General features: G+C 71.5%; 18 protein-coding genes. 10 read left to right on the plus strand and 8 right to left on the minus strand.

What is annotated here, in order from left to right; translation table 11 throughout:
- The 3 genes from VFJ21_07085 to VFJ21_07095 all read right to left on the minus strand — a co-directional run.
- A partial coding sequence (locus tag VFJ21_07085) for a hypothetical protein (GenBank protein ID HET7406888.1) occupies positions 1-894 on the minus strand: 894 nt, incomplete at its 3' end.
- Positions 895-2,571, minus strand: coding sequence for a S8 family peptidase (locus VFJ21_07090; GenBank protein ID HET7406889.1), 1,677 nt, complete (start codon positions 2,569-2,571; stop codon positions 895-897).
- Between the two features lie 230 nt (positions 2,572-2,801).
- The gene (locus VFJ21_07095) at positions 2,802-3,227 is read right to left on the minus strand and encodes a transcriptional repressor (GenBank protein HET7406890.1); all 426 of its coding nucleotides are present in this window, start codon (positions 3,225-3,227) and stop codon (positions 2,802-2,804) included.
- A 291-nt stretch (positions 3,228-3,518) separates the two neighbouring features.
- Between VFJ21_07095 and VFJ21_07100 the strand changes: the two genes are divergently transcribed.
- Together VFJ21_07100 and VFJ21_07105 are read left to right on the plus strand one after the other, a co-directional pair.
- Positions 3,519-4,109, plus strand: coding sequence for an HD domain-containing protein (locus tag VFJ21_07100; GenBank protein ID HET7406891.1), 591 nt, complete (start codon positions 3,519-3,521; stop codon positions 4,107-4,109).
- A gap of 63 nt (positions 4,110-4,172) precedes the next feature.
- Positions 4,173-5,246: a mechanosensitive ion channel domain-containing protein gene (locus tag VFJ21_07105; protein ID HET7406892.1), complete on the plus strand. Its 1,074-nt coding sequence runs from the start codon at positions 4,173-4,175 to the stop codon at positions 5,244-5,246.
- Here the strand turns inward: VFJ21_07105 and VFJ21_07110 are convergent.
- On the minus strand, positions 5,227-5,412 hold the full coding sequence (locus VFJ21_07110) for a hypothetical protein (protein ID HET7406893.1): 186 nt from the start codon (positions 5,410-5,412) through the stop codon (positions 5,227-5,229). The genes VFJ21_07105 and VFJ21_07110 overlap by 20 nt on opposite strands.
- Positions 5,413-5,656: 244 nt before the next feature.
- Here VFJ21_07110 and VFJ21_07115 point away from each other — a divergent pair, with 244 nt between their 5' ends.
- On the plus strand, positions 5,657-7,915 hold the full coding sequence (locus tag VFJ21_07115) for an EAL domain-containing protein (GenBank protein HET7406894.1): 2,259 nt from the start codon (positions 5,657-5,659) through the stop codon (positions 7,913-7,915).
- Here the strand turns inward: VFJ21_07115 and VFJ21_07120 are convergent.
- Entirely contained in the window at positions 7,890-8,630 is a 741-nt protein-coding gene (locus tag VFJ21_07120) for a 3'(2'),5'-bisphosphate nucleotidase CysQ (protein ID HET7406895.1), read from the minus strand. The two genes, VFJ21_07115 and VFJ21_07120, sit on opposite strands and share 26 nt — an antisense overlap.
- 96 nt (positions 8,631-8,726) lie before the next feature.
- On the opposite strand from VFJ21_07120, the gene dacB reads away from it, so the two are divergent.
- Positions 8,727-10,247 carry a D-alanyl-D-alanine carboxypeptidase/D-alanyl-D-alanine-endopeptidase gene (gene dacB / locus VFJ21_07125; GenBank protein ID HET7406896.1) on the plus strand — a complete coding sequence of 507 codons (1,521 nt, stop codon included), beginning with the start codon at positions 8,727-8,729 and terminating at the stop codon, positions 10,245-10,247.
- On the opposite strand, the gene VFJ21_07130 is transcribed toward dacB, so the two are convergent.
- The 3 genes from VFJ21_07130 to VFJ21_07140 are packed head-to-tail and all read right to left on the minus strand — an operon-like array spanning position 10,244 to position 14,018.
- Positions 10,244-11,542, minus strand: a complete 1,299-nt coding sequence (locus VFJ21_07130; GenBank protein ID HET7406897.1) for an MFS transporter — start codon at positions 11,540-11,542, stop codon at positions 10,244-10,246. The genes dacB and VFJ21_07130 overlap by 4 nt on opposite strands.
- 49 nt (positions 11,543-11,591) lie before the next feature.
- Complete coding sequence (locus VFJ21_07135; GenBank protein ID HET7406898.1) at positions 11,592-13,286, minus strand: amidohydrolase family protein; 1,695 nt, start codon at positions 13,284-13,286, stop codon at positions 11,592-11,594.
- 33 nt (positions 13,287-13,319) lie between these two features.
- Positions 13,320-14,018, minus strand: coding sequence for a TetR/AcrR family transcriptional regulator (locus VFJ21_07140; GenBank protein ID HET7406899.1), 699 nt, complete (start codon positions 14,016-14,018; stop codon positions 13,320-13,322).
- Positions 14,019-14,123: 105 nt separating this feature from the next.
- Here VFJ21_07140 and VFJ21_07145 point away from each other — a divergent pair, with 105 nt between their 5' ends.
- Genes VFJ21_07145 through VFJ21_07170 form a run of 6 tightly spaced genes read left to right on the plus strand, consistent with a single transcriptional unit; the run spans position 14,124 to position 23,207 of the window.
- Positions 14,124-15,764 carry a hypothetical protein gene (locus VFJ21_07145; protein HET7406900.1) on the plus strand — a complete coding sequence of 547 codons (1,641 nt, stop codon included), beginning with the start codon at positions 14,124-14,126 and terminating at the stop codon, positions 15,762-15,764.
- A gap of 11 nt (positions 15,765-15,775) precedes the next feature.
- Complete coding sequence (locus VFJ21_07150) at positions 15,776-17,935, plus strand: ATP-binding protein (GenBank protein ID HET7406901.1); 2,160 nt, start codon at positions 15,776-15,778, stop codon at positions 17,933-17,935.
- Positions 17,932-19,932, plus strand: a complete 2,001-nt coding sequence (locus tag VFJ21_07155; GenBank protein HET7406902.1) for an ABC transporter permease — start codon at positions 17,932-17,934, stop codon at positions 19,930-19,932. The genes VFJ21_07150 and VFJ21_07155 overlap by 4 nt, the downstream gene beginning before the upstream one ends.
- On the plus strand, positions 19,929-20,852 hold the full coding sequence (locus VFJ21_07160) for an ABC transporter ATP-binding protein (GenBank protein ID HET7406903.1): 924 nt from the start codon (positions 19,929-19,931) through the stop codon (positions 20,850-20,852). Before VFJ21_07155 ends, VFJ21_07160 begins: the two co-directional genes overlap by 4 nt.
- A complete protein-coding gene (locus tag VFJ21_07165) occupies positions 20,849-21,982 on the plus strand; it encodes an amidohydrolase family protein (GenBank protein ID HET7406904.1) in 1,134 nt (377 codons plus the stop codon). The genes VFJ21_07160 and VFJ21_07165 overlap by 4 nt, the downstream gene beginning before the upstream one ends.
- Complete coding sequence (locus VFJ21_07170) at positions 21,975-23,207, plus strand: alpha-L-fucosidase (GenBank protein HET7406905.1); 1,233 nt, start codon at positions 21,975-21,977, stop codon at positions 23,205-23,207. The genes VFJ21_07165 and VFJ21_07170 overlap by 8 nt, the downstream gene beginning before the upstream one ends.
- The last annotated feature ends 14 nt before the right edge of the window (positions 23,208-23,221 follow it).

Raw genomic sequence — 23,221 nt, forward strand, 5'->3', positions numbered from 1 at the left:
GGCCTCGTCGAGGTGCTGGTAACCCTCGCGGGTCAGCCGGTGCAGCTCGTAGTGCCCGAGGTCGCGGAAGAGCGCGAGGTCCGCAGCCCGCACCTCGAACGCCGTCCGCACCGTGCGCAACAGCTCGGGGTACGCCGCCGCGGGGTTGAACGACGTCGCCAGCACGTGGGTCGCCTGCTGCAGGGCACGCAGCCGCAGCCGGTCGACGGAAACCGCCGCAATCCCGCGCCCGGCCAGGTGCAGGAGCACCAGCGGGGGGAGGAACAGCACGGCGGTCCAAGGGACCCACGCATACGAGGCGGCCAAGAACACCCCGTAGCAGACGCTCACAATCGCGTTCAGCATCCGGAGTCCGACAACGTGCGGCACCAGCAGTTGCCGCTGTTTCGCCAGGACCAGGACCGCCGTGAATGCCACTTGGTTGACGACCATGAGGGTGATCAACCCGGCCACAGCCGACAGCAAGATCGTGTGGTGGCTGCTTCCCGGGTCGGCAACCGAATCGGTCACGGCCGTTGCCAACGATGTGGCAAGCGCCCACTGGGCAACGTTGAAGGCAGACTTGATGAACGAGTTCCTGCCGAGCGCGGAGGCGAAGATCTGCGCTGCGACCACAACGAGCACGGCAACGCCGCCGCGGTAGCCGAGCAGGAGCGGCGCGATCGCCGCCTCCATCACCGTGAACGACTCGACAACGCTTCTGTACTGGTAACGAATCTGCAGTTGCTCGGCCGCAAAGACCAGCACGGCGAGAACGGGCAGGATGTACCAGTCGCTCGGTAGCGACGGCTTCGCCGACAGCGCGAACAGCGGAACGCTCACGCCTGCCGCCGCCACGAGCGCGCCCACATAGATCGCGAGCGCGCTCGGACGACGTCCCCCGTCAGCAGTCACTTAGTTGTCCCAAGCTCCGTACCAGGCCGAACCCCACCAGTTGCTGCCATACCAGTTGGTCGACTCCGGCTGGCCCCACCAGTTGGAACCCCACCAGTTGGAACCCCACCAGTTGGAACCCGTCCACTGACTCGCCCACCAATTGCTACCGGTCCATGACGTGAACAGCGTAGAGACCGGATCCCACAGCGTGAGCTGAGTTGTGAGATTGCCATTGACTACCACCGAACCGCTGGATCCGGCCGCGGAGACGTAAACCGTGCCGCGCGACAGGTCGAGCGAACCGGTGCCGTTGCCCGACGGCACCCCCTGGTTGGCCAGCCCAGCCGGCGCGGAGTAGACGGCGGAGTAGCCGTCGACCACACCTGCGCCCACCGCCATCGGGTCGCTCGAGGCGTCCGGGCGTGCGGTCGACATGAGCGCGTACTTCACCCGGTCCGGCGTCATCGACGGGTTGGCCGACAGCATGTCGGCGACGAGGCCGCTGACGATGCCGGTGGCCATCGAGGTGCCGGAACCGCGGCGGTACGGCGCCGCCATCGACGACGGGAACTGGTTGGTGATCGTCGCGTTGCGCGCCGCCAGCGAGACGACGTGCGCACCCGGGGCCACGACGTCCGGCTTGGCGATGCCGTCGGCAGCCGTCGGGCCGTGCGACGAGAAGTTCGGCAGCACGTCGTCGCCCAGGCCGGGGGTGCCCTGGTCGTCGATGGCACCGACGGTCAGCACGAACGGGTCGTCGGCCGGCTTGCTGATCGTCTGCGGCGCCGGCCCGCGGTTGGACGCGGCGACGACGACGACGACGCCCGACTGCCAGGCCTTCTCCACCGCGTAGTCGAGCGGGTCGACCTTGTACGACTGCGTCGAGTCGGTGCCGAGCGACAGGTTGAGGACGCGGATGCCGTAGGTGTCCTTGAAGCTGACGACCCACTGGATGGCGGCGAGCACGTTCGACACGTCGGACGACCCGTCCGGCCCGGCGATCTTGACGGACACGATCTTCGCGCGCGGCGCGGTGCCGACGTACTGCCCGTTCGAGGCCGCACCGTTACCCGCGATGAGGCCGGCGATGAACGTGCCGTGACCGTAGGAGTCCTGGCAGCCCGGGTCGCCGGACAAGTTGACGCAGGAGGCCTTGGTGAGGCCGAGCGGGTCGGTCGTCACCGGCACGACCTGCCCGGCCAGGTCCGGGAGCCCCGAGTCGACGCCGGTGTCGACCAGGGCGACGGTGACGCCCTGGCCGCTCGCGCCGGAGGCGGCGAGGTCGTCGGCACGGACGACCTTGCTGTAGACCGACGGCCAGGTCGACGGGTCGTTGATCGACCCCTGCACGTGCACGGGCAGGTCTCGCGAGATCGCGCGGATGCCCTGAGTGGCCGCCAGCTCGGCGATCTTTCCGCCGGGCACGGCGGCCGCGAAGCCGTCGATGATCGACAGCTGCTTCGTCACCGTGCCGCCCAGGTCGGCGACCCTCTGCTCGACGGAGGCCACCGCGCCGCCGGTCGTCTGCACGACGACCTTGACCGCGCCGGAAAGCCCGCGCAGGCCGGGGTCAACCGAGGCCCCTGACGATGCCGATGAAGCGGCGGAGACACCGGCGACGGTGCCGGTCAGAACACTGGCGATGACCAGGAGTCCGCTGAGAAGAGCGAGACCCCGGGCACGGATTGCCTGCATAGCACCCTCCGTAACCGTGCGGCTACTGAAGGTTCGGGGAGGTCACCCCTTCGGGTCATGACTAGCGGGTGGGGTTGTCGCTAGTTCCTTGTGACTAACCGGGGGTCGGTTTGTATCACCGCACCGGACGAGTCGTATTTGCGCCGACCCCCTGGCCGGCCCGCCGGTGACCATCTCGGGCCGTTGGAACCGGCGACAGATAGCCCGCTGTAGCCGCTTCGACCGGCCCGTCAGTCGCCGGCCGAACCAGCGGAACGGCATCCACGGCACGTGCCGAAGATGGCGAAATGCCCCACGTCCACGTGAAATCCGCGCTCCGTGGCAATCCGGTCGACGGCTCCCTGCACGAGCGTGGGAGGCACCTCGTCGACGTTCCCGCAGTCGCGGCAGACGAGGTGCAGGTGGTCGGCGTCCGCCGCCGGGTGGTAGGTCGCGGAACCGTGGCCGAGGTGCGTGTGGGTCACCAGCCCGAGATCCTCGAGCAGCTCCAGCGTGCGGTAGACGGTGGAGATGTTGACGGTCGAGGCAACGCGGCGTACCTCCGCCGCGATGTCGTCGGGAGTCGCGTGGCCGAGCGTCTCGACCGCCTCGAGCACCAGCTGGCGCTGGGGCGTCAGGCGGTAGCCCCTCGATCGCAGCTCGTGCTCCCAGCCCACGTGACCGAGTCTAGGCAGGACGACGCGCCTCCCTCGACCAGCGAGATCAGCTCGCTGTCGGGTCCTTCGGGCGCCACCAGGTCGACGAGAAGGGACAACGGCACCCCCGCCCGCAGCAGCTCCATGGGCAAGGCGCAGGAACCTTCGTCACAGCAGTCACGTGGCACACAAAGAACGTCGACCGATCCCCCGGATCCCTTGCGCACCCGAGCGGGTGATCCGCAGTTGCGCCGGTCGGCCACAGATCTTGACCCGTGCATCCACGGGCAGGCACGGCGTACGCTCCGACCCATGACCGCTGCCCCGGAACAGATGCAACGCGCCCGCTTCCACGCGATGGACGAGGGCACCCAGGAAGACTGGTCGATCATCGCGGGCCACTCGCTGGAGTTCGGCGCCGGGCTACCCGACCGGGTCCTCACGCACCTGCGACTGCTCGACGGCGACTTCGGCGGCTTCGCCGTCGACCGGCTCACGCACAGCCTGCAGACCGCGGCCCGCGCGGAGAAGGCCGGCCGCAGCGACGACTACGTCCTCTGCGCGCTGCTGCACGACATCGGCGACACCCTCGGCCCGTTCAACCACGCTGACATCGCCGCCGCGATCGTGAAGCCGTTCGTCTCCGACGACCTGCACTGGATGGTGGAGAAGCACGCGGAGTTCCAGGGCTACTACTTCTTCCACTTCATCGGCCTCGACCGTGACCGGCGCGAGCGCTACCGCGGGCACGAGTGGTTCGACCTCACCGCGGAGTTCTGCGCCGACTTCGACCAGGTCGCGTTCGACCCCGGCTACCCCACGCCTCCGCTGGAGCACTTCGAGCCGCTGATCCGCTCGAAGATGGCCGCGCCCGTCCGCTCGCTGTACCGCGGCACCGACTGAGCATCGAGTCACACCTGCCCCGCCGAGCCGTGTAGGCGGCCGCTGACCGGCAACGCTGGTCACATGGACACCATCTGGCGCGCAACTGCCGTGCTCGTCGGAGCGGCGCTGACCGCGTTGCTGATCGGCTGGGTGATCTCCCGGATCGCCTTGCGGATCGGGCGCCACGACGAGACGGCACTCCTGTGGCGGGTGCATCGGCGCTGTCACCGACCGTTCATCTGCACGCTCGTCGTCGTCGCGCTCACGGTCGCGCTGTCGGGGGCACATCTCGACGGCGGGTCCCGCGACGCGCTGCGGCACGCGTTCACGCTCGGTCTGATCGCGGCGACCGCCTGGCTCGCGGTCGCGGCGTTGTTCGTCGTCCAGGACTTCGCGTTCGCGCGGGTCCGCATCGACATGCGCGACAACCGCCGGGCGCGCAAGCTGCGCACGCAGATCTCGATCCTGCGCTCGCTCACGGCGGTCGGCGTCAGCATCGTCGCGGCGGCCGCCATGCTCATGACCTTCGGCCGGTTCCGCGCGTTCGGCGCCTCGCTGCTGGCCTCCGCGGGCATCATCGGCATCGTCGCGGGCGCGGCTTCGCAGAGCGCCCTGAAGAACGTGTTCGCGGGCCTGCAGCTGGCGTTCTCCGACGCCCTGCGAATCGACGACGTGGTCGTCGTGGAGAACGAGTGGGGTCGGGTCGAGTCGCTCAACCTCATGACGGTGACGCTCGCGCTGTGGGACGAGCGACGGCTCGTGCTGCCGACGAGCTACTTCACGACGGCGCCGTTCCAGAACTGGACGCGGACGGAGTCCCGGGTCGTCGGTTCGGTGATGCTCTACCTCGACTACCGCACGCCGCTGGAGCCGCTGCGGCGCAAAGCGCAGCAGGTCATCAACGACTCACCGCTGTGGGACCGCCGCGACTGGGTGCTGCAGGTCGTCGACACCACCCCGTCGACGATGGTCGTGCGAGTGCTCGCCAGCGCTGCCGACGCCCCGAGCGCCTGGGACCTGCGCTGCGACGTGCGCGAGGAGCTCATCGACTGGCTGGTCGAGCACGCGCCCCAGAGCCTGCCGCGGCTGCGCACCGACGCCGGCGACGCCTACCCGGCCGAAGAGATCCGCGAGCTCACTGCCCGTCGGGCCTGACCGGCTCGTCCGCGTAGTACTCCCGCAGCAGCTGGATCGCGAGCCGGCGGTCCATCATCCCGGGCTCGGGCGGCCTGACAACGCGCAGGTGCGGCGCCTTCTCGGGTGCGCCCTGGCCAGCCGCGGTTGCGGCGAAGAAGTCGTCGGCCTGGGAGTGCACTGCCACAGCGATGTCATCGGCAGCCACAGACCGGCGTACACCCGCCGAGTCGACCATCCGGCCTGCCCCGAACGGACTAGACGCATCACCGGTTCGGGCCACTCCTAGGGGATCCGACCGAATGACGCCGACTGGCCCGACTTCGTATGGCCCCGCCGGGCTATTCCGGACCGACCGGACATTGGGCCACCATGCGAGCAGAGAACCGCGCAATTGCGGCGATGATGTCACCGACGAGCAGAGCGGAGCCATGGACGGCAGCGGCACGCTCGCCCTGGCCCTGACGACGGGGGTCATGACCGCGGGCACCCTGGCGGCTTCGTACGCCGCGCTGCTGCTGCGCCGCTCGCGCGACAATCTGGTACGCCGCAACCGCGATCTCCTCGACGACAGCCCGCTCGGGATTCTCATCATGAGCGTCGCCGGAGAGCCGCTCTACGCCAACCAGCGGCTGGTCGAGCTGACCGGCGGGGCCGCGCCCACCGGCACCGAGGGGCTGGCCCGCGCGCTGCCCCTGCACCCGGACGACGTAGAGCAGGTGCTGTCCGAGTGGGCGGTGGTGAGCGCGCGCCGGGAGATCTACCGCGGTCGGTTCCGGATCCTGCGAGCCGACGGCGAGGTGCGCCACCTTCGGCTGCAGGCACAACCGGTGGTCGACGGCGAGCGGCTGGACGCGTGGATCGCGAACGTCTACGACGAGACCGGAGACATTGCGCAGCGCGACCGGCTGCAGCAGCTGTCGCAGATCGTCGAGGGCGTCCCGGACTTCGTGTTCACCACCGATCCGGACGGCTACATCACCTACCTCAACCCGTCGGCCCGCCGGTTGCTGGGCATCGGCCCCGACGAGGAGGTGCCGCACATCGATATCGCCGCCACGCTGCTCACCCCGGTGTCGCAGGCGAAGCTCGCGCGGGAGGCGCTACCTGCGGTCGCGGAGAACGACGTGTGGGTCGGCGACATGACCGTGCGCCTGCCCCACCGGGAGATGCCGGTCTCGCTGGTCCTCGTCGCACATCGCGACGACCGGGGCGACATCGCCTTCTTCTCCTCGATCAGCCGCGACATCACCGAGCGCAAGCAGGTCGAGGCGCGCCTGCTGCAGGCCGACCTCTACGACCAGCTGACCGGCCTGCCCAACCGGGTGCTCTTCCTCGACCGGCTCGACCAGGCACTGGTGCGGGCCGACCACGGCCACACCCGGATCGCGGTGATGTCGCTGAACATCGACCGCTTCAAGCTGGTCAACGACTCCTACGGCCACCACGCCGGCGACTCGCTCCTGGTGCGCGCCGCGTCGCGGCTCAGCGACGTGCTGCGTCCAGGCGACACCGCCGCGCGGTTCGGCAGCGACACCTTCACGGTCCTCTGCGAGGAGGTGACCGACGAGGAGCAGGCCGGCGAGATCGCCCAGCGGTTCTCGGCGGCACTCTCGGCGCCGTTCGACCTGGACGGCGATCGGGTCTTCCTGACCGTCAGCATCGGCATCACCCTGTCCGGTTCGGGCGCAGCGACGGCGCCGACGATGCTGCGCGACGCCGACGCCGCGATGCACCTGGCCAAGGAGCGCGGGCGGGCGCGGCACGAGATCTACTCCGAGTCGCTGCGCACCTTCGCCGTACACCGGCTGCGCACCGGCAACGACCTGCACCGCGCCCTGTCCGAGGGCGAGTTCCGGTTGGTCTACCAGCCGGAGGTCTCCCTCGACGACGGCCACATCACCGCGGTCGAGGCGCTGCTGCGCTGGCACCACCCGGACCGGGGTCTAGTGCCGCCGGCGGAGTTCATCCCGCTGGCCGAGGAGACCGGTCTCATCGAGCCGATCGGGCTGTGGGTGCTGGAGACCGCCGCGGCCCAGGCGGCGCTGTGGCGCAACGCCCGGCACGACGGCGGGCCGCTCCCGGTCTGGGTCAACCTCTCGCCGCGGCAGCTGGCGAACCCCTCGATCGTCGAGCAGGTCGCCACCGTGCTCGAGCGGAAGGCCGTCGACCCCCGCCAGATCGGGCTGGAGATCACCGAGTCGGCCCTGCTCGAGGACGCCGAGGCCGCGATCCGGCAGATGACCGCGCTGCGCAGCCTCGGCATCCGGCTCGCGGTCGACGACTTCGGCACCGGCTACGCCTCGCTGGCCTACCTGAAGCGGCTCCCGATCGACGCGGTGAAGATCGACCGGGCGTTCGTCGACGGCATCGGCAACGACGCCGACGACGTGGCGATCGTCACGGCGGTCATCGGCATGGCCAAGGCCCTTCGCCTGGTGTCGATCGCCGAGGGCACCGAGACCCGCGAGCAGGTGCGCGCGCTACGCGACCTGGGCTGCGGGCTCGCCCAGGGCTACTTCTTCACGACCCCGCAGCCGGCGCAGACCGTGACGCGGTTGCTGAGCAGCGACCGACGGGGGCCGATGTTCCCCTTCGACGAGAAGACGACCGACGCCCCACCGACGCCGGCGCCGCGCCCCGCACCTGCCGAGGTCCGCGAGGTCATCGTGCCGCAATCGCGGCCATGACCTCCGCCGCCACCGACGGCGGGCAGATCAGCAGCTGATCGGTGATCGCCCGTGGCGTGTTGAACTGCAACGGCGACCCGTCGAACCGGCTGACGTGCAGGCCGGCCGCAACCGCCACCCCGGCGGGGGCCGCCGAGTCCCACTCGCGCATCGCGCCCGCGTGCAGGTAGACGTCGGCGTCGCCCCGCACCACCGCCATCGCCTTGCCGCCCGCCGACCCGTGCGGCAGCGTCACCGCACCGATCCGCCGCGCGACCTCGTCGACGAACAACGGCGGCCGGCTGCGGGAGACGACCATGCGCAGCGGCCGCTCCGGCTCCGCCCGCTCCGGCAGCTCGCCACCCGCCGAGAACGTGACCTCCTCCGCGGGCAGCGCGACGGCCGCGGCGATCAGCGATCCGCGCTCCCAGAGCGCGACGTGCACCGCCCAGTCGACCCGGCCGGGCTCGCCGTACTCCCGGGTGCCGTCGAGCGGGTCGACGATCCAGAGGCGCTGGGCGTCGAGCCGCGCCGGGTCGTCACGGCCCTCCTCCGAGAGCACCGCATCGTCGGGACGGGCGTCGGCGAGCCGAGCGACGAGGAACTCGTGCGAGCTGGCGTCCCCCGCGTCGCGGACCTCGTGGGCTGCCGCGCCCGCCATCCGCCCGCGCAGACCGACGAGCCGCCGGCCCGCCTCGGTCGCGAGCTCGGCGGCGAGCCGCTGGTCGTCGGTCATCCGGTTAGTTGACCATGACCACCGCGAGAGTCATCCGTACGGGGGATTTGCGAAGTTCCGGCCCACGTGACGGCCACCGCTCCGTAGCGTGGGCGCATGTCCCGGTTCCGCCATGTGGCCGGAGGCTGCCTGCTGACCGGGTTGCTCTCCACGCTGCTGCTCTGCAGCGGCTCCCCGTCCGCTCTGGCGGCCGACGGCCCCCTGTCGGCGCTGCAGGACCGGGTCACCGGCGCGCTCGCCGCGTCGACGGCGCAGAAGGTCGCAGCGACGATCGACGTGGCCGGACTCGGCACGTTCGGCGTCGACTCCGGTCAGGAGCAGCGACCGGCGAGCACCCAGAAGATCTTCACCACGACCACCGCCCTGCTCACGCTCGGCCCTGATTTCCGTTACGCCACAAGGGTTTTCTCCGACGGCGCACCGATCCGGCGGGACGGGGTGCTGATGGGCGACCTCGTCGTCGTCGGCTCGGGTGACCCCACGCTCACCTCGGCACGGCTCGACGGGCTCGCGGCCGCGCTGGCCGGCGCGGGCCTGCGCCGGGTCGCCGGCGGGCTGGTGGTGGACGACAGCCGCTACGCCCACGACGTCGTCGCCCCCGGCTGGCAACCAGACTTCCTCGGCGGCGAGGCCGGCCAGGTGTCGGCGTTCACCGTCGACCGCAACACGTGGACGAGCGGTGCGGCATTCGACGCCGACCCGACACCGGCCAACCTCGGCCTGTGGCGGCGGGCGCTCGCCCGGCACGGCATCTCGGTCGCCGGTCGGGACAGCATCGGTCAAGCGCCGCACCGCCTCACCCACCAGCTGGCCACCGACGGCTCGGCCCCGCTGCGGCAGATCGTGACCGAGACGCTGCGGCACTCGGACAACTTCTACGCCGAGATGCTGCTGCGGGAGGTGGGCGCGGCCACCTCCGGCTACGGGTCGCGGGGCAACGGCATCAAGGCACTCGGCGCGGTGGCGCACCGGCTGGGGGTGCCGCTCGGGCAGGTCTACGACGGTTCCGGCCTGTCCTACCTCGACCGGGAGACCCCGACCCAGCTGGTCAGCTGGCTGAGCGCCGCCGCGAGCACTCCCGCGGGGCCGGTGCTGACCTCGGCGATGCCGTCGTCCTGCCAGACCGGCACGCTGAAGAGGCGCCTGTGCGGCGCGTGGCTCACCGGCCGGGTGCACGCGAAGACCGGGACGCTCGACGGGGTCCGCACGCTGTCGGGCTTCACGACCGCGCGGTCCGGACAGCGGGTCACGTTCACGATCCTGCTCGCGGACATCGGCAACATGAGCACGGCCATGTCGGCGATCGACTCCGCGGTGGCACAGCTCGCGACGTTCGTCGGCCCACCGCCGGCGCGGCCCGCCGCACCTGCACCGACCAAGGCGGCGCCGCCCCCGCCCGCGGAGCCCGCGCCGGCGCCTCGACCCTCTGCGACCCATCACGACAGCGGTGCCCTGGCCCCCGCCGTCGCGAGCACCCCGCTCGCCGCCGCCGCCAAGGCGCCGGGTGACGACACACCGGCCGGCGCGGTCGCCGCCGTGCTGCTCGCGCTGATCGGTGGCGCGATCGTGCGCTACGCGGTGCTGCGCCCGCTGTCCCGGGAACGAGCCAAGACCTAGCGGCGCAGCCGGTCGCGGATCACCAGCGGCAGCGGTCTGATCACCGTGCCCTCGGCCGCGATCCGGCGGCGCAGGATGCGCCGGTTGTGCAGCACGCCCAGCAGCCCGGCCCCCCACAGGACGTACTGGGTCGCGAACGCCGCCCGGTAGCCGTCGAGCGAGCCCAGGCCGGCGTGGCCCGCCAGGTCGAGCACGATGCCGATCACGAGGATGGTCGTCAGCGACGCCACGAAGCCGCCAACGTTGACGATGCCGCTCGCGCTGCCGAGCCGTAGCGGCGGGTTGAACGTGCGCGCGTAGTCGAAGCCGACCATCGAGCCGGGCCCGTTGGTGCCCAGCACCAGCACGAGCAGGACCAGCACGGCGAGCGGGCAGCGCCCCGGCCAGACCAGCACCACGGTCCACATCAGCGCGCTGCTGCCGACGATCGTCAGCGTCAACGCCGAGCGACGAAGCGGCCAGCGACCGGTGAGCCGGCCGAGCAGTGGCGCCACCGCGATGCCCGCCAGCACGAGCAGGGTGAGCAGCACGCCGGCCGTCGACGGCGAGAGCCCCTCACCCTTCACCAGGAACGGGTAGCCCCACAGCAGCGCGAAGACCGTGCCGGAGAACTGCGTCACGAAGTGCGTCCACAAGCCGATGCGGGTGCCGTGCTCGCGCCAGGCGGCCACCAGGTGCGGGCGCAGTGCCGGTCGCCGCCCCCCGGTGGCGGGCGGGTCGCGCATGACACTCGCCACGAGAAGCGCGACGAGCACGCTGACGCCCGCGGCTCCGGCGTACGACGCCGTCCAGCCGACGTGGTGCAGCAACGCGACCAGGGGGTAGGTCGCGGCGATCTGGCCGATCTGGCCGAGCACGCCGGTCAGCTGGGTCACCAGCGGGATCTGCCGCGGCGCGAACCACATCGGCACCAGCCGCAGCACGCTGATGAAGGTCATCGCGTCGCCGCCGCCGACGAGCACGCGCGCGGCGATCGCCGTCGGCACGTGGTGCGCGGTGGCCAGCGCCACCTGGCCGACGGCCATGAGCGCCGCACCGGTGAGGATCATCCGGCGGGAGCCGAACCGGTCGAGCAGCGTACCGACCGGGATCTGCATCGCGGCGTAGACGGCGAGCTGCAGCACGCTGAACAGCGACAGCAGCGCCGGGCTGACACCGAAGCGGTGCTCGGCGTCGATCGCCGCGACGCCGAGCGAGCCGCGGTGGAAGACGGCGACGACGTAGGCCGCGACGCCGACGCCCCAGACGAGCCAGGCTCGCCGGGGCGTCCGGTCGAGGTACGCCGGGCCACTCACCCCTGGGACAGCAGTGGACACCGGCCGGGTGTTCCCGGCCGGTGCGGGGTCAACGACCCATGCGCACCAGACCGCCGGGGCGCGCCCCGGTCGGCTTGCCGTCCTCGAACGTCACCTCGCCGGCGACCACCGTCGCGCGGTAGCCGTCGACGTGCTGCACGAGGCGGCGGCCGCCCGCAGGCAGGTCGAAGACCATCTCCGGCGCGTGCAGCGTGAGGTTGTCGAGGTCGACGAGGTTGAGGTCGGCGCGCTTGCCCGGCGCGATGACGCCCCGGTCGGTGAGCCCGTAGACGCTCGCCGTGCGGCCGGTCTGCAGGTGCACGACCTGCTCCAGCGGCAGCCGCGGGCCGCGCGCCCGGTCGCGCACCCAGTGCGTCAGCAGGAACGTCGGCATGCTCGCGTCGCAGATCAGCCCGCAGTGCGCACCACCGTCGGACAGGCCGAGCACGGTGGTCGGGTGGGTCATCATCTCGCGCAACGCCTCGTGGTCGGTGTCGACGTACGACGCGAGCGGGGCGAAGATCAGCGCGGTGCCGTCGCGCTCGAGCAGCCAGTCGAGCACGACCTCCTGCGGGGTGCGGCCGGTCGCGGCGGCCACCGCGGCGACCGACGTCGACGGCGCCGGCTCGTAGTCGGGCGGGTCGCCCAGCGGGAACATCTGGTCCCACCGCGACATCAGCGCGAGCGCGATGGGGTCGCTGGTGCCCGGCTCCTCCGCGAGCAGCGCGCTGCGGACCTCCGGCCGCCGCAGCTGGGCCACCCGCTCGGGCAGGGGCAGCCGCGCGAGGCCCGCACAGGTCGGGTGCGTGATGAACGGGTGCAACGACGACTGCAGCCCGAAGAGCATGCCGGTCGGCCGGCAGGAGACCTGCGGCACGATCCGCAGGCCCTCGTCGGCGAGGGCAGCCGCGTCGGCCAGCGCGTCGCGGTAGCCCGCCGGCGCCCAGGGCTCCTGCGCCAGCGCATAGGTCACGGTCGCGCCGGTGCGCCGCGCGATGTCGACCATCCAGGCCCGCTCCGGCTCGCGCGCGCCGTTGTCCGACACCAGCTGGAAGACGCCGTGCCCGGCCCGGCGCAGCCCCTCGCCGATGGCGCGCAGCTCGTCGGGCGCGGCCGAGGTGCCGGGGACGAACCCGTGCTTCGAACGGTGCAGGATCGTGCGCGAGGTGGTGAAGCCGGCCGCGCCGGCCTCGAGGGCCTGCGCCGTCAGATCGGCCATCGCGGCCATGTCGTCGGGCGTGGCCTCGTCGTGCGCCCGCTCGCCCATGACGTAGGCGCGCAGCGCGGCGTGCGGCACCTGCGCGACGACGTCCATGGTGCGCGGCGTGCGCTCGACGAACGAGAGGTAGCCGTCGAAGGACTCCCACTGCCAGTCGATGCCCTCGTGCAGCGCGGTGCCCGGGATGTCCTCGACGCCCTCCATCAGCTCGATGAGGAAGTCTTCGGCGCCCGGCCGCACGGGGGCGAAGCCGACGCCGCAGTTGCCCATCACGACGGTCGTCACGCCGTGCCAGCTCGACGGGGACAGCTCTGGATCCCAGCTCACCTGGCCGTCGTAGTGGGTGTGGATGTCCACCCAGCCGGGGGTCAGCAGCAGGCCGTCGGCGTCGATCTCGCGGCGGCCGATGCCGACGCCGGGCTCGACGGCGGCGATGCGGTCGCCGTCGACGGCGACGTCTGCGGTGCGGGCGGGGGCGCCGGTGCCGTCGACGACGGTCGCGCCACGGATCACGAGATCATGCATGGCGGGCACTGTACGCCGAACCTGACGGACCCGTCAGGTAGGTTCGCGCAGCCCGATCGCCTCGGCCCACAGCGTCGTGAGCAGCTCCGCCGCCTTGGCCGGGCGCATCGGCGGATCGGCGGGGTCGAAGACGTAGGTCAGGTAGCAGAAGCGGTCGGCCATCGCGGTCAGCGCCCGCGCCACCGCCCGCAGGTCGCCGGTCACGTCGACCAGCCCGGCCGCGCGCCCGCGCCGCAGCTCGCGAGCGACCTGCTCGTCGATGAGGCAGATCAGGTCGCGGCGTACGGCGGCGAGATCGACGTCGGTGTGGGTGACCTCCTCCCACACCCGCCACAGCGCGGCGCCTTCGGCGTAGTGCAGCACGAAGGTGCCGATCATCGCCTCGAGGCCCTTGCGGCCGTCGCGCACCCGCCAGGCCATCCGCCGCGACTCGACCAGCTCGGCCACGCCGGCGTTGACCAGCTGCCCGAGCACGTCGCCGCGGTCCCGGAAGTACTGGTAGAAGGTGCCGGTCCCGACGCCGGCCCGCTCGGCAATCATCGCGACCGAGGAGGATTGGAAGCCTGTCTCGGTGAATACGTCGTACGCCGCCTGCATCAGCTTGCTGCGGGTGCGGGCGCCACGTAGGCCGAGCGGCACCTCCTGCCCGTCCTCACGCCGGAAGAGCTCGGCCTCACGGGCCTGGACGGCGGCGAGGACGGGACGGGCGGAGTCGGCGGACGACGGTGACATGGCGCGCATCGTCGCACGTCCGCAAATGCCCGCAACCTACGTTGACGCCCCTCGGCCGGTACTTCAGTCTCACCTGAAGCCATCGTCAGGTCGGAGGGTCACCCCATGCTGCCGCTGCGTTCACGGAGCCTTGGCGGCGCCGAGCCGCTCACGCTGCACGCCCGGTCGGTCATCTTCGGGATGGCGCTGACGATCGGGGCAGCCGGCATCGGCTACCTCGCGCACCCCTCGCCCAAGCAGCAGGTGCTGCAGGTGGGCAGCCTCGCACCCGGCCAGGCCGGCATCGGCAGTGACGGCGGCGTCGTCCCGGGCAGCGGCGGTCAGGCGCTGAGCAGCGTCTCCGGCGGCGCGGGTTCGGGGTCCACTCTCGCCGGAAGCTCCAAGATGGCCGGCGCCGGCAGCAGCGGGGCCGGATCCGCGGCCTCGGGCGGTGCCGGTGGCGGCGCGGGCGGCGGCACCACGGCGGCCGCCGCGGAGAAGTCCGGCCAGCTGAGCTACGGACCACTACGGGCCACCGACCAGGGCGTGACCAAGGACGGCATCAAGCTCGGCTTCCTCATCGCCAACACCAACCAGCTGTCGGCCGCGGGCTTCAACGCCGGACTGGCCGGCGACCAGACGAAGATCATCACGGCCTGGACCAACGAGATCAACCGCACCGGCGGCGTGCTCGGCCGCAAGCTGTCCGCCTACAGCCAGACGTTCAACGTGCTCGACGCCAACGACATGCAGGCGGCCTGCAAGACGATGACGCAGGACCAGAAGGTGTTCTCCGTCATCACGACCGGCGGCTACGACTCCGTCGCGCAGCTGTGCATCGCGAAGGAGAACAAGACGCCGTTCATCAGCACCGACCCCGAGCCGGCGAGCTGGTACAAGCAGGCGGCGCCCTACATGTGGGCGACCTTCATGAACAAGGACCGGCTGGCCCTCAACCAGGCCAAGTGGCTGGCGACCTACAAGTACCTGCACCCCAACGACAAGGTCGGTGTCATCTACCACGACATCCCCAACGTCGCCCCGTCGGTCGAGGGCAGCCTGCTGCCTGCGCTGAATGCCAATGGCATCCACCCGGTCGACGTTGTCAAGCTCGTCAGCGACAGCAACCAGGCGCTCGCGCAGGTGTCCAACGCCGTGCTCGACATGCGGCAGAAGGGCGTCACGTTCGTCATCTTCGAGATGAACCTGATCTACAAGTCGAAGTTCATGCAGGAAGCGGACAAGGAGCAGTGGCACCCGCGCTACACGGACAGCGACGAGTACTTCGGCTGCGGTGACTTCGTCACCAGTGCCTACCCGCCGAGCCAGTTCGACGGCACGCAGTGCCTGGGCACCACGCTGTCCGGTCTCAAGAACGCCGACCAGCTGACCAACGCGTTCACGAAGTACTGCGACGAGGTCTACAAGCGCACCTACCCACAGGGCTACGCCACCGAAGGCAGCAACAAGTCCAACCAGGACACCCAGCGCCTGCTCAACTACCAGATGGGCTCCGAGATCCTGCTCTGGAAACAGGCCGCCGAGCGGGCAGGAACACAGCTCACCAGGGCGCTGTGGGGCAAGGCGATGGGCATGACCGGCCGCTACGCCCAGCAGGTCGTGTTCTGCAGCATGACGTTCGGGCCGAACAAGTGGGACGGCTCGGACGAGCTGTCGGTCGCGCAGTGGCATGCCGAGGCAAGTGACGGCTTCGCCGCCGACAAGTTCCACCAGAACCCGCCCGGCTGCTTCAAGAACTACTACTGAGCGGCAACCGGATGACCACCACCGTGCCGGCGCCCGCCACAGCCGACCTCGCCGACGACATCACCGACGCCGTCACCGCACCGGTCGATCCCGTCGCCGGTGCTGCCGGCCCGCCGCTGCGCGATGTCCTCGCCCGCTACGGCGCCGCACCGCTGTTCGCGCTCGCCTCGATAAACCTCATCGACAACCTCGACCGGGCCGCGTTCATCACCCTCGCGCCCAACATCAAGGACGCGTTCGGCCTGTCGCAGGCCGCGATCAACGGCATCAACGGCGTGGCCGCGGTGCTCGTCGTCGCGGGCGCGATCCCGTTCGCGGTGCTCGCCGACCGCGGCCGCCGGGTGCGGCTCGCCGCGATCGCCGCGGCCATCTGGTCGGTGCTGACGTTCGCGACCGCTCTGGTCACGAGTGCCGTGCAGCTGACCGTCGTCCGCATCTTCTCCGGTCTCGGGCAGGCGGCGATCGAGCCCGTGCACGGCAGCCTGATCGCCGACTACTACCCGGTGCACGCGCGTGGCCGGGTCTACGGCGTACACCAGTCGGCGTCGCCGCTGGCCGCTATCTTCGGCCCGCTCGTGGCCGGAGGCGTCGCCGCGCTCGTCGGTGGCACCGCCGGCTGGCGGTGGGCGTTCGCGGTCATCACCCCGCTCGGCATTCTCGGCGCGGTCGCGGTGTCCCGGTTGCGCGAGCCCCGCCGCGGCGGGCAGGAGGCGCACGCGCTGGAAGGCCGACTCGCGCAGGAGGGGCTGCACGGCGACGCCGACGTGCGCGTCCCGCTGATGACCGGCGTACGCCGCTTGATGGCCATCCGCACGCTGCGCTACCTCTACCTCGGCATCGGCGTGCTCGGCTTCGGGCTCGTCAGCGGGCCAGTGCTGGTGAGCCAGTACTTCGAGGACGTCTGGGGCGTCGGGTCGTTCGGGCGCGGCGTGATCTTCTCGATAGCCGGGCTGGGCACGATGGTCGGCCTGGCGATCGGGGGCGTGGTCGGGGACCGGTTGTTCCGGCACGCGCCATCGTGGCCGCTGTTCCTCGCCGGTGCCGGGCTGGTCGCCTACACGGTGGTCACCGCACTCGCGCTCTACGCGCCTGCGCTCGCGCTGGTCGTGGCGATCCTGGTGCTCGCCAACACGGGGGTCGGGGTCGTCGTCGCGCCGATCCGGCAGATCCTCGCGGCCACCAGCCCGCCGGCGCTGCGCGCGCTGAGCTTCGCCATGCTGGGAATCTTCATCCTGCTGATGGGCGGTTTCCTCGGTGGCATCGCACTGGGTGCGGTCGCCGACGCGACCAGCGCGCGGGTGGCGATGACGGTGCTGGTCGCTCCCGGCGTACTCGCCGGCTACCTCGTCGCGAAGGCGACCCGGCACGTCGACGGCGACATCGCGATGGTCGAGGCCGACGTCATGGAGTCGGCCCGGGCGGACGAGCGGCGCCGCAACCATGCCGGCGCGTTGCTCGAGGTGCGCAACCTCGACTTCTCCTACGGCAACCTGCAGGTGCTCTTCGACGTCGACCTCGATGTCCCCGAGGGCGAGATCGTGGCGCTGCTCGGCACCAACGGCGCGGGCAAGTCGACGCTGCTCCGGGCGGTCTGCGGACTCGACCACCCGACCCGCGGCTCGATCCGCTTCGCCGGCACCGACATCACCTACCTCGAGGCCGAGCAGGTGCTCGGCCTGGGCATCACGCAGATGCCCGGCGGCAAGGCCATCTTCCCGGGCATGTCGGTCGCGGAGAACCTCCGCGCCGCGGCGTACTCCTTCCGCAAGGAGCGTGCCCGCATCGACGCCGACATCGCCCAGGTCGAGGAGTGGTTCCCGATCCTGGGGCAGCGCCGCGGGCAGGCCGCCTCGACGCTGTCGGGCGGCGAGCAGCAGATGCTGGCACTGGGCAAGGCGTTCCTCACCCGGCCGCGGCTGCTCTGCATCGACGAGCTGTCGCTCGGCCTGGCCCCGGCGATCGTCGAGAAGCTGTTCGCGATCGTGCGCGAGATCCATGCGCGCGGCACGAGCGTGCTGATCGTCGAGCAGTCGGTCAACGTCGCGCTGAGCCTCGCGACGACCGCGGTGTTCATGGAGAAGGGCCAGGTGCGGTTCACCGGTCCGGCGCGCGACCTGCTCGAGCGCCCGGACCTGCTGCGCTCGGTGTTCCTCGAGGGGGCGGCCCGATGAGGATCGGCTTCGACGTCATCACCCTGGGGGCAATCCACGGGCTGCTCTACGGCGCGCTCGCGATCGGCCTCGTCCTCATCTACCGGGCGCAGCGGTTCGTCAACTTCGCGCACGCGAACCTCGGCCTGATCTCGTCCGTGCTGCTTGGCAAGCTCGTCATCGACGAGCACGTGCCGTACGGCGTGGCGCTGCCGGCTGCCCTGGCCGCCGGCGTCGCAGTCGCCGGGCTCGTCGAGCTGACCGTGATCCGCAGGTTGTTCACGGCGCCGCGGCTGGTGCTGATGGTCGCGAGCATCTTCCTGGCCCAGCTGCTGCTCATCCCGCGGCTCGTCGGCGCCATCAACGCCGACCGGCAGAAGATCGTGCTGCAGGGCTTCCCCGTGCCGTTCCACGCGACCGTGCACATCGGCAACCTCGTCGTCGACTCCAGCGACCTGCTGATCGTGCTCGTCGTGCCGGCGCTGGTCGCAGCACTCGCGGCGTTCTTGCGGTTCTCCGCCTACGGCCAGGCGATCCGGGCCGCAGCCGAGAACCCGGAGGCCGCCCGGCTGGCCGGCATCTCGGTCAAGCGCATGTCGACGCTGGTGTGGCTCATCGCCGGGCTGCTGTCGGCGGTCACCGCGGTGCTGCACGCGCCCAGCGAGTCGACGTTCGTGCTCGGCGGCACCGGCGCCAGCCTGCTGGTGCGGGCGCTGGGTGCCGGCCTGATCGCGAAGATGACCAACCTGCCGGTCGCTTTCGCCGCGGGCGTCGGGATCGGCGTCGTCGAAGCCATCACGTTCGCCAACCAACCGGCGGGCAGCACCGTCGAGGTGGTCGTCTTCGCCGTCGTGATGATCGGCCTGCTGTGGCGCTCCCGCGAGCTGTCCCGTGCCACCCGCGACGCCGGCGCCGCGGTCAACTTCGGCGCCGAGCCGCGGCCGCTGCCGCGCCGGGTCGCCGCGCTGCCGCAGGTGCGCCAGCTGACCGCGGTGACGGTCGTGGCCGCCACCGTTCTCGCCGCCGCGGCCCCGCTGCTGCCGTTCGCCGGGCTCGACACCAGCGCGAAGACGTTCCTCATGACGCTGGTGACCGTCTACGCGATGGTCGGGCTGTCGCTGTGCCTGCTGACCGGCTGGGGCGGCCAGGTGTCGCTGGGGCAGTTCGCACTCGTCGGCGTCGGGTCGTTCGCCGCGGCCCGGCTCGCCGCGCAGGGGCTGCCGTTCTGGGCGATCCTCCCGGTGGCCGGCCTCATCGGCGTCGCCGTCGCGGTGCTCGTGGGCCTTCCCGCCGTACGCATCCAGGGGCTCTTCCTGGCAGTCGCGACGATGGCGTTCGCCGTGCTCGCCTACGGCTACCTCTTCCAGCAGCCGGCCCTGGTGGGCAACGCCTCGGGCGAGTTCCTCTCGCGGCCGACGGTGCTGCACTCCGAACGCGCCGTCTACTGGCTCGGCCTCGGGCTCGTCGTCCTGTTCGCCGTGCTGATCCGCAACTTCCGGTCGACCGCAGCCGGTCGCATGCTGGTCGCGGTGCGCGACAACGACCGCGCCGCCCGGTCCGCGGGGATATCGGCGACCGGGGCGCGGCTGCTGGCGTTCGCGCTGTCGGGCTTCATCGCGGCGTGTGCCGGGGTCGTCTACGCCTACGCGCAGCAGCGCTACCTCTCGACCAACTTCGACCCCGACACCAGCTTCACGATGGTGACGATGGCGGTCATCGGCGGCCTCGGCTCGATCCCCGGTGCGCTGCTCGGCGCGGTCGTCGTCTTCGGCATCCCGATCCTGTTCCGCGGCAGCGAGGCGAGCCAGCTGATCCAGTTCCTCGTCGGCGGCGCGGGTGGCCTGTTCGTGCTGCTGTTCCTGCCGCGCGGGGCCGCCGGCCTGCTGTACGACGCCCGCGACGCCCTCGTCGCCAGGATCGTGCGACGGGTCGACGGGCTGCCCGCACCGCCGCGGATCGTGCCGCCGCTGCGCAAGCTGTGGCACGTCGCGCTCGGCCGGCCGGAGCCGGTCCAGTGAGCCCGCGCACGGCCCGGCGGCCGGCGGCGGAAGCGGTCATCGAGCCGGCCACCGAGGCAGCCGCCGATCCTGCGCCTCAGCCGCCAGCCGAGCCGGTCGTCGAGACTCCCGTCGAGCTGCCCGAGCGACCCCTGTCGGTCGAGGGCCTGACGGTGACGTTCGGCGGCGTGCGGGCAGTCGACGACGTCTGGCTGACGGTCGAGCCGGGCGAGACCGTCGGGCTGATCGGCGCGAACGGCGCCGGCAAGACGACGCTGATGGACTGCGTGTCCGGCTACGTGACACCGCAGCGCGGCGCGATCCGGCTCTTCGGCGAGGACGTCACCCACCACGCCCCGGAGCTGCGCCCCTACCTCGGGCTCGGCCGCAGCTTCCAGGACGCCCGGCTCTACCCGGGCCTGACGGTCACCGAGACGCTGCTGGTCGCGCTCGAGCGGCACGCGCCGACGGGACTGTTCGCCGGGCTGCTGGGGCTCGGCGGGACGACCGAGCGGGTGAAGCGCGCGGCGGTCGAGGAGCTTGTCGGCATGACCGGGCTGGGCGACTACGCCGACTCGCTGACCGGCGAGCTGTCGACCGGCACCCGCCGGGTCGTCGACATCGCCTGCATCCTCGCCCAGGCGCCGTCGCTGCTGCTGCTCGACGAGCCGACCGCGGGCATCGCCCAGCGGGAGACAGAGGCGTTCGGGCCGCTGCTGCGCCGGCTCAAGGAGCAGCTCGGCTGCGCGATCCTGCTGATCGAGCACGACATGCCGCTGATCATGAGCCTGTCCGACCGCGTCTACGCGATGGAGTCCGGACGGGTCATTGCCGAGGGCACCCCGGCCGAGGTGAAGTCTGATCCACGGGTGGTCGCCAGCTACCTCGGCAGCACGGAAGAAGCCATCAACCGCTCGACGCACGCAGGAGCCGCCCGATGACCGCAGAGGCCCCGCCGCGCACGCTGGTCGTCGACGCCGACTCGCACGTCCTCGAGCCGGCCGACCTGTGGTTGCGCCACCTGGAGCCGCGCTTCCGCGACCGCGCGATCCGCATCGAGGAGCGCGACGGCGTCGAGCACCTCGTCATGGGTGAGCAGGTCATCATGGCCGGCAACCTGGCCGGGCTCGGCGGCGCGCACATCGAGCGCCGCGAGCTGTTCGCGCCGGGCATGCGCTACGCCGACGGCTGCCCGCCCGCGTCCTACGACGCGGCTGCCCGGCTCGCTCTCTACGACGAGTGGGGCGTCGACGCCGGCCTCGTCTTCCCGACCATCGGCATCCTGCCGTTCCCTTGCGACGACCAGGACCTGGTCTCGGCCTACCGCCGCGCCTACAACACCTGGCAGGCGGAGTTCGCCGCCGACGGCGACGGGCGCGTGCTGCCGGTCGCGCACCTCAACCTGGAAGACCTCGACGAGGCGGTCCGGGAGCTGGACCGCTGCCTCTCACTCGGGTTCCGCGGCGTCTTCTTACCGCCGGAGCTGATCGGCGAGCGGCGGCCGGGCGACCCCCACTTCGACCCGCTGTGGCGCCGGTGCGCAGAGGCGGGAGTGCCGCTGTGCATCCACGTCGTGGTGCGCTTCGGCGGCTCGGGACTGCCCTACGAGCCGTGGTTGCTGTCAGGCGCCGGCATGACGTTCGGCTTCGCGCTCACCGCGGTCGGCCAGATCGTGCCGACCGTGACGTCGATGGTGCTCGACGGCGTCTTCGACCGGATCCCCGAGCTGAAGGTCGTCTGCGTCGAGGCAGGCTGCGGCTGGGCGGCGCACCTGATGGACCGGCTCGACGAGAAGTACGCCACCGTCGGCACGCTGTTCCCGCAGCTCGAGCTGCTGCCCAGCGACTACCTGCGCCGCAACGTGTTCTACGTCGCCGAGCCGGCCGAGCGCACGATCGGCCCGATGCTCGACCTGGTCGGCGAGGACCGCATCCTGTGGGGCTCGGACTTCCCGCACATCGACTCGACGATGCAGGCGCCCGACGAGATCCGCGCCTCGCTGGCCGCCCTTCCGGTGGAGCGGCGCGCAGCGGTGCTCGGTGGCAACGCAGCCGGGCTGTTCGGTGTCTGAACCCTGGTTCGCCGGCGCACGGCTCGGCATGTTCGTGCACTGGGGACTGGCCAGCGTCCACGGCTGCGAGCTGTCGTGGCCGCTGATCGGCACGGCGATGCCCGCGCTTCCCTCGTCGCAGCCGATCGCCGTCGACGACTACTACGCCGCGGCGGAGAAGTTCCGCCCCGAGCCGGGCTCCAGTCGTGCGTGGATGCGCGAGGCCAGCGCTGCCGGCATGACCTACGCCGTGCTCACGACCAAGCACCACGAGGGCTACGCGCTCTGGCCGTCGGCCCACACCGACTTCCACCACGACCGCGACCTCGTCGCGGAGTTCGCCGACGCGGCTCGCGACGAGGGGCTTCGCGTCGGCTTCTACTTCTCGCTGCCGGACTGGCACGACCCGGACTACCCGGCGATGCAGCAGGGTGAGGGCGGCTACGTCGCCCACGTGCTGCGCCGCTCCTCGCCCGAGGCCTGGGCACGGTTCCTCGACCGCATGTTCGGCCAGGTGCGCGAGCTGCTGACGAACTACGGCGCGGTCGACGTGCTGTGGTTCGACGGAGGGTGGGAGCGCACCGCCGACGAGTGGCGGGCCGACGAGCTGCGCGCGATGATCCGCGAGCTGCAACCCGGCTGCCTGGTCAACGACCGGCTGCCGGGACACGGCGACTTCGACACGCCCGAGCAGCTGGTCCCCGCGGTGCCGCCGGCGCGCGCCTGGGAGACCTGCCTGACGATGAACCGGTCGTGGGGCTACGTCCCCGACGACCACGACTACAAGTCGCCGACCTCGCTCGTGCACTCGGTCTGCGAGGTCGCCGGCCGCGGCGGCAACCTGCTGCTCAACGTCTCACCCGGGCCCGACGGGCAGCTGCCGGCTGAGCAGATCTCCCGCCTGTCGGCTCTCGGCACGTGGATGTCCGCGCACGCGGAGGCGATCCACGGCACGGCCGCGGGGCTGGAGCCGTGGCAGTTCTACGGCCCGACCACGAGGTCGGGCGACCGTGTCTACCTGCACCTGCTGGCCCGGCCCTACGAGTCGGTGACGGTCCGCGGCGTTCGCGTACGCCGGGTCCGTGCGGTCACCCACGTCGCCTCGGGAACGCCGCTCGGCTGGCAGCCGCGGCTGGCCGCCGCCGACGAGCTCGGGCTGGCCGGCGACCCGGTCGGCGAGATCGTCGTCGAGGTGCCCGACGAGTGCATCGACGACCACGCCACGGTGATCGCCCTGGACCTCTGAGCCGCCAGGTCCGG

This window comes from Mycobacteriales bacterium (assembly GCA_035690485.1).
GTDB lineage: Bacteria > Actinomycetota > Actinomycetes > JAFAQI01 > DASSKL01 > DASSKL01.